Annotated in this window: 1 protein-coding gene; it reads left to right on the top strand. The window is 76.8% G+C overall.

The window, feature by feature from the left end; genetic code table 11:
• On the top strand, nucleotides 1-1,181 hold a 1,181-nt coding region (locus ON36_RS28070; RefSeq protein ID WP_043659839.1), incomplete at both ends, for an MFS transporter.

The following is a 1,181-nucleotide window of genomic DNA, read 5'->3' as shown; positions in this document are numbered from 1 at the left end:
GGGGCGCGCTGGGCTTCGTCGCGACCTCGCTGCTGTGCGCGCTGGCGACGACCGTCGGCCTGCTGGTCGGCGCGCGACTGCTGCAGGGCGTCGCGGGCGCGCTGCTGACGCCGGGGAGCCTGGCGCTGCTGTCGGCCTCGATCGACAAGCGGGATCAGGGCGCGGCGATCGGGCTGTGGTCGGGCCTCGGCGGGGTCGCCGGCGCGGTGGGCCCGCTGGTCGGCGGCGGACTGATCCAGCTGGCGGGGTGGCGCTCGGTGTTCCTGCTCAACGTGCCGCTGGCGCTGGCGGTGGTCGCCGTGGCACTGCGCTGGGTGCCCGAGAGCCGCGACCCGGGCGCGGCGCGGCGCATCGACGTGCCGGGCGCGGCGGTGGTCGCCCTCGCGCTCGGCGCGCTCACCTACGGGCTCATCGACGCGCGTCCGCCGTTCGTGGTGGCGGGCGTGTTCGGGCTGGCGCTGTTCGCGGTGGTGGAGTGGCGGAGCCCGAATCCGCTGGTGCCGCTGTCGCTGTTCGCCTCACGGGTGTTCACCGCCGCCAATGTGGTGACCCTGTTCGTCTACGCGGCTCTCGGCGGGGTCTTCTTCCTGCTGGTGTTGCAACTGCAACTGGTGGCGGGCTATTCGCCGACCGCGGCGGGCGCCGCGAGCCTGCCGGTCACGGTGCTCATGCTCGTGCTGTCCGCGCCTGCCGGTCGCTGGGCGCAGCGGCACGGGGCCCGCGTCCCCCTGACCGCGGGGCCGCTGGCGGCCGCGGCGGGCGTGTTCGCGCTCCAGCGGGTCGGGCCGGACGCGGACTACCTCACCGATGTCCTGCCCGGGGTGACGATCTTCGGTCTCGGCCTCGCCGTCCTGGTCGCCCCGCTGACCGGCGCGGTCCTCGGGGCGGTCCCCGAGACCGAGGCCGGGATCGCCTCGGGGGTGAACAACGCGGTGGCGCGCACGGCGCAGCTGCTCGCCGTCGCCGCCCTGCCCGGCCTGGCGGGACTGTCGGGGGCGTTCGCCGACCCGGCGCGGTTCGGGGTGGGTTTCGACACCGCCATGCGCTGGTGCGTCGCACTGCTGCTCGCGGGCGCCATCGTCGCCGCGTTCGCCCTGCGCGGCACCGCCCCCGCGGCGCCCGCCCCGGATCGGGTCGACTGCCTGCCGCACTGCGCGGGCGCCGACGGGCCCGCGCTCGCG

This window comes from Nocardia thailandica NBRC 100428 (assembly GCF_000308795.1).
Taxonomy (GTDB): domain Bacteria; phylum Actinomycetota; class Actinomycetes; order Mycobacteriales; family Mycobacteriaceae; genus Nocardia; species Nocardia thailandica.
The sequence above is the reverse complement of the archived record's forward strand: the minus strand, read 5'-3'. Positions and strand labels throughout refer to the sequence as shown.